This is a genomic window from Thermotoga sp., assembly GCF_021162145.1.
Taxonomy (GTDB): Bacteria; Thermotogota; Thermotogae; order Thermotogales; family Thermotogaceae; genus Thermotoga.
Genome location: NZ_JAGGZH010000035.1, coordinates 1 through 5,878, shown reverse-complemented (window position 1 = coordinate 5,878; position 5,878 = coordinate 1). Strand labels below are relative to the sequence as shown.

Annotated in this window: 6 protein-coding genes; 4 read left to right on the top strand and 2 right to left on the bottom strand. The window is 46.9% G+C overall.

Features of this window, described 5'->3' with window-relative positions; genetic code table 11:
* The 4 genes from J7K79_RS02890 to J7K79_RS02875 form a co-directional block, all read left to right on the top strand.
* Positions 1-1,471: glutamate synthase-related protein (locus J7K79_RS02890; RefSeq protein WP_296904991.1), on the top strand; the 1,471-nt coding region annotated here is incomplete at its 5' end.
* Complete coding sequence (locus J7K79_RS02885; RefSeq protein ID WP_296904988.1) at positions 1,471-1,923, top strand: 4Fe-4S dicluster domain-containing protein; 453 nt, start codon at positions 1,471-1,473, stop codon at positions 1,921-1,923. The genes J7K79_RS02890 and J7K79_RS02885, both read left to right, overlap by 1 nt.
* On the top strand, positions 1,920-3,197 hold the full coding sequence (locus J7K79_RS02880; protein WP_296904985.1) for an FAD-dependent oxidoreductase: 1,278 nt from the start codon (positions 1,920-1,922) through the stop codon (positions 3,195-3,197). Before J7K79_RS02885 ends, J7K79_RS02880 begins: the two co-directional genes overlap by 4 nt.
* Positions 3,185-3,922: a hypothetical protein gene (locus J7K79_RS02875; RefSeq protein ID WP_296904983.1), complete on the top strand. Its 738-nt coding sequence runs from the start codon at positions 3,185-3,187 to the stop codon at positions 3,920-3,922. The genes J7K79_RS02880 and J7K79_RS02875 overlap by 13 nt, the downstream gene beginning before the upstream one ends.
* 28 nt (positions 3,923-3,950) lie before the next feature.
* Here the strand turns inward: J7K79_RS02875 and J7K79_RS02870 are convergent, their stop codons facing one another.
* Positions 3,951-5,066: an ROK family transcriptional regulator gene (locus J7K79_RS02870; RefSeq protein ID WP_296904981.1), complete on the bottom strand. Its 1,116-nt coding sequence runs from the start codon at positions 5,064-5,066 to the stop codon at positions 3,951-3,953.
* Between the two features lie 6 nt (positions 5,067-5,072).
* The coding region (locus tag J7K79_RS02865) for a glycosyltransferase (protein ID WP_296904978.1) at positions 5,073-5,878 on the bottom strand (806 nt) is incomplete at its 5' end.

Genomic DNA, 5,878 nt, shown 5'->3' with positions numbered 1-5,878 from the left:
GTGTATAAGGTGTCTTGCCTGCGTCAGGGTGTGTTCTTATGGGGCGAACTACTACGATGAGAATGCCAATAAGGTATACACAGAGAATCACAAGTGTGTCGGATGCCACTTCTGTGAAGCTATCTGTCCAACGGAGGCTATAACGGTTCGAAGAAATAATTTCGACATTAGGCCACTCGCACACTGGACCCCCGAACATCTGATTGGGATCATGAAACAGGCAGATACCGGTGGTGTTCTGCTCACGAGCATGGGAAACGATCGACCATACTTCAGCTACTTCGACAGAATTGTTCTCAATGCGAGTCAGGTGACGAACCCCTCCATAGATCCTCTCAGAGAACCGATGGAAATCAGAACCTACATAGGAAGAAAAGAAGTCAAGCTAGACGTAGAGGAAGACACCGATGGAAGCGTGACACTCAAGACGGCGATAGCCCCCCAGTTGAAGCTGGAAGTTCCCGTGATGTTCACCGCCATGTCCTACGGTTCGATCAGCTTGAACGCTCTCCTGTCCCTGGCGAGAGCAGCAAGAACAGTGGGTACCTTCTTCAACACGGGAGAAGGAGGCCTTCCGAAAGAGCTCAGAGAGTTCAAGGACAACATGATCGTGCAGGTTGCCTCCGGACGTTTCGGAGTGAGCGCAGATTATCTAGACGTGGGATCTGCCGTTGAGATAAAGATAGGACAAGGTGCAAAGCCGGGAATCGGAGGACATCTCCCCGGCGAAAAAGTCACAGAACCCATATCGGAAACCAGAATGATACCCGTCGGGACCGATGCTTTGTCCCCCGCCCCACATCATGACATTTACTCTATAGAGGATCTGAGACAACTCATATACGCAATAAAGGAAGCCACAAGATATGAAAAACCCGTCGGTGTCAAAATAGCGGCGGTGCACAACGTGGCTCCTATCGCTGCCGGTATGGTCAGAGCAGGCGCAGACTACATCGTGATAGATGGTATCAGGGGTGGAACGGGTGCCGCTCCCAAGGTGACAAGAGACCACGTGGGAATTCCCATAGAATTCGCCATCGCCGTGGTAGACCAGAGACTCAGAGAAGAGGGTATAAGACACATGGCATCAATCGTTGTAGCAGGGGGTATCAGGAACAGTGCAGACGTTATCAAGGCGATCGCACTTGGAGCGGATGCGGTCTACATAGGAACTGCCGCACTGGTCGCCCTCGGCTGTCATCTTTGTCAGACGTGTTATCTCGGAAAGTGTAACTGGGGTATAGCCACCCAAGATCCAAAACTCACAAAGAGGCTCAATCCGGAGATAGGAGCTCGCAGGGCGGCAAACCTTCTGAGGGCATGGGCACACGAGATAAAGGAGATCCTCGGGGGAATGGGTATCAACGCCATAGAATCTCTCAGGGGTAACAGAGAAGTTCTCAGAGGAGTTGGTCTCCATGAATACGAATTGAAACTCCTTGGCATCAAACCTGCTGGAGAGGCGTGGTGATGGATGTGAGGAGAATTCTCATCAGGGAAGAGTACTGTATAGGATGTAAACTCTGCGAAATAAACTGTGTTGCTGCACAAGTGGGGACGGGAAATCTGATAAAGATTTTCAGATATGAACCGGAACTTCCTGAACCCAACGTGATCGTTGAAGAACACGATTACGTTACTTTTGCTCTTCAATGTAGAAACTGCGACGACCCTTCCTGTCTGAAAGCCTGTATGACAGGAGCGATGTATAGGGATCCAAAAACGGGAGCCATAAGGGTGAACCAAGAAAAATGTGTAGGATGCTGGATGTGTATTATGGCGTGCCCATTCGGTGCTGTAAGAAGAAGCACGAAGGAGAAGAAAGTGGCTTCCAAATGTGATCTCTGCATCGATAGGGGAACTCCTGCCTGCGTTGAAGGCTGTCCGAACGAGGCCCTCGTTCTTGTTGAGGTGAGAGAATGAGGTACGTGATAGTTGGATCGGGACCGGCAGGTTTGAACGCGATAGAAGCAATTAGGGAGCTCGATAAAGACGGAGAAATTGTCCTCATCACAGCTGAAAGATATGTTGGCTACTCCAGACCTCTGATCACGTATCTTCTTGGAAGGAAAGTTACAGAGGAGAAGATGTACTACAGAACGGAGGAATTTTTGAAAGAACTTGGCGTGGAGGTGAAACCCGCAACAAAAGTAGAAAGAGTGGTTCCCGAGAAAAAGGTTCTTGTGACAAACACCGGTGAAGAGATCACCTACGACAGGTTGCTCCTTGCCATTGGTGGAAAGCCCTTCGTCCCAAAAATAGAGGGTCTTGAAGGGAAAGAAGGAATTTTCACGTTCACCACATGGGAAGACGAAGAAAGGGTAGAAAACTACATAAAAAAGAACAACGTGAAGAAAGCCGTTGTGCTCGGAGGAGGATTGATCGGACTCAAGACAACAGAAGCGTTGATGGAACTCGGAGTGAAAGTCACCATCGTTGAACTGGCAGACAGGATTCTTTCCGTGACCTTTGACAGGAAGGCGTCCGAGATCATCACCAACGCCCTGAAGGAAGAAGGCTGTGATGTAATAACAAACGACACCATTGTAGCGGTGAAAGGTGAGGACACGATATCCTCTGTTGTTCTAAAAAGCGGAAGAGAAATCCAGACCAAACTCCTCATCGTCGCTATAGGCGTCAGACCGAACGTGGAGTTCCTTAAAGATTCTGGTATAGAGATAAACAGAGGCATCGTGGTGAACGAGAGAATGGAAACGAATGTGAAGGATGTGTACGCTGCAGGAGACTGTACGGAATTCTATGACCTGATAGACGGTCAGAGAAAGACGATCGCCATCTGGCCCGTGGCAGTTGCGCAGGGAAGGGTTGCCGGATACAACATGGCTGGAGGAAATGTACGCTATCCCGGTGGTATTCCAATGAACTCGGTCGAGCTTGCGGGAATTCCAACTATCTCCGTTGGTCACACCAATGTAGAAGGAGATGAGTATGAAGTCCTCAGCCACGAAGAGGGAAACACCTACAAAAAGATGGTGATAAAGGACAACAGGCTCATAGGAGTCGTTCTGGTCAACGACATAGACAGAGCGGGAATCTACACGGGGCTCATCCTTCAGAAGCTGGATGTGTCCTCTTTCAAGGATAAGCTTCTCGATGAAAACTTCGGCCTTGTGTACTTGCCGAAGGAGTTCAGAAAGAAGATGCTGGAGGGGGAAGTCAAGATATGGTTAGAATAGACGCAAAAGGGATTCACTACAAAAAACTGAACAATATGATATGGGAAGTAATAGAAGATGGTGAAGACGAAATAGTACTCGACAACGCCTGTGGGCAGAGATACATCGGAGCCGGTATAAGAAAAAAGGTCAAGCTGGAGATTAACGGAGTTCCAGGAAACGATCTTGGGGTTTTCATGGATGGTCCGGAGATAACTGTGAACGGGAATGCCCAGGATGGTGTGGGGAACACCATGAACTCCGGAAAAATAGTGGTACATGGACACGCGGGTGACATCATAGGATACGCCATGAGGGGTGGACACATTTACATAAAAAGAAGTGCGGGCTATCGCGCAGGAATACACATGAAAGCGTACAGGGAGAACTATCCTGTTATAGTCATCGGAGGGTTTGCCAGGGACTTTCTGGGAGAATACATGGCAGGAGGTCTTCTCATTGTCTTGGGGCTGGAAAGAGACGAAGATGGAAGCATCGCAGGAAACTACGTGGGAACGGGTATGCACGGTGGAGAAATCTTTCTGAGGGGGAGCGTAGAAGAACACAAGTTGGGAAAAGAGGTGAAAATTTTCCAACCCTCCGAAGAGGACATAACCCGGATCAAACCATACATCGAAGAATTTTGCAGACTCTTTGAATACGATCCAGAAGAAATCCTGAATGAAGAGTTCATCCTTCTCAAACCGTACACTCACAGACCGTATGGAAGACTATACGCTTATTAAAAACACTCCCGGCAATCGCCGAGAGTTTTTATTTTAAAATATCAGAAAGATATCTGTCCACAACCGCCCGAGCCGCGCCGAGCATCCAATTTGCACTCGCCAGGTGAAATTCCACACCATCTATGAACTCGCGATTGAAACGTTCTTTAACGGATTTTTCCAACAATTTCACCATATCCTCGTTCACAACACCTTCCCCCACGAGAAAAACCAGAGGAACACCAAAACCCATGAGAATGTTGCCCACAGCGACCGAAAGATTCTTGAAAGCCTTTTCGTAATGCTTCTTCACAGTTTCGAAGTCTTCTTTTGCCTTTTTTCTCAGCTCTTCAACGACACTCCTGTACTTCTCTTCTTCGTTCACCACGAAATCCTCGAAATCGATATCTATTCCAAGATAAGATTTCAAAACGGCGTATTCCGAAGAGTGATACTCCAGGCATCCCGTCTGTCCACAATAGCACTTTCCTTTGGAAGAAACTATCATGTGGCCCAGCTCTATGTGTTTGATCTTTCCGTTTTTCCAGAGACTTGCTCCTATTCCTATGCCGTAACTTACAAGGAGGAAATCCGAATCCGCCCTCTGAGAGATCTCTTGACAAAGAGCGTCGGCATCGTTCATGACTACTATTCTTTCAAAGTCTTTCAACACGTTTCTCAGATTCCAGTTTCTCACGTTCATCACATGGGAGATCACTACTTCTTCACCTTTTACGATTCCAGAAGAACAAACACCTATTCCCAGCACTCTATCCGTGAAAAGTTCCTGGACAACCTCTTGAAGAGCTTCTGAGTACCCCTTTTTGTTCCTCATCGAAGAGAAAATTCTCACAGTGTGTTCTTTCAAGGGTACCATTGAAGCATCAAACAGAACACCACGCACTTCCTCGCGGCCAACCTTTACTCCGATGACTTTGAATTTCTCAGGGTTTATCCTTAAAAGTTGATAGGGTCTTCCCTTTTTTGTTTTGACATTCTCAATGACTAAAAAGTTCCCCTCTTTCAATTCCCGCATTATGTAGCTCAAGGTGCTATGAGCCAGGCCAGTATCACGAGCAATCTGATCTCGTGAGATCTTCCCGCTTTTAAGAATGCATTTCAGAACCCTCAACTTGTTCTTTTTTCTCAACAAAGGAGATGGCACTCTCTTTCACCCCAAAACATCCAGGAACGTTTTCAGATAATTTTTCAGGTGAACAGTGATTATGAAATTCTCTACAACCGCTTTTTTCCCGTTTTCTCCCATTTTTCTCCTCAAATCCTCGTCTTTTATCAACCGAATCACGTAGCCAGCAAGATCCTTCTTTTCCCATGCAAGGTAGCCGTTTTCTTCGTGCTTCACCTGTATCTTAACACCACCGACGGGTCTTGCTACAACCGGAACCTTCTTGTAAAGCGCCTCACTTATCACAAGACCAAATCCTTCTCTTGTTGCTGTATGGAGAGCAACAGTTGTTGCCCGTTGTATGGCGTTTACTTCTTTGCTTCCCACTCCCTTAAAATTGGTGCAGAACTTTATATTCTCATCTATTCCGGCATATCTGAGTACCTTCTCGTAGAAAAGCCAACCCTCCGGATCATCAGTCGCCATAGCGGACACGATGGCAAGCTGAACATCAGGAATCTCTTTTTTCACAATCCTGTACACATCTATCGCGCTGAAAAGATCTTTCCATGGGTCAAAACGCGCCACTACTGTTATGAGAGGTCTCCTTGGATCTATCTCCAGCTTCTCAAGAGTGTCTTTTATGAAATTCTCATCAAGATCACAGTTTTTCTCGCTCAGCGGGTCTATACTCGGGGGAAAAGCAATACTCCTTCCTTCTATTCCAGATGGAAAATACTCCTTCAGATGGAAAATGAATCTATCGTACCCTTCAAGATACCTGGAGAATCTTTTCCAAACCTTCACATTTGGTGTTGAAAGATCAATATGACATCTCCAGAGCCATTTTT

Coding starts and splice junctions, on each gene's coding strand:
- J7K79_RS02880 (WP_296904985.1), top strand. CDS start 1,920: ATGAGGTACGTGATAGTTGGATCGGGACCGGCAGGTTTGAACGCGATA.
- J7K79_RS02885 (WP_296904988.1), top strand. CDS start 1,471: ATGGATGTGAGGAGAATTCTCATCAGGGAAGAGTACTGTATAGGATGT.
- J7K79_RS02875 (WP_296904983.1), top strand. CDS start 3,185: ATGGTTAGAATAGACGCAAAAGGGATTCACTACAAAAAACTGAACAAT.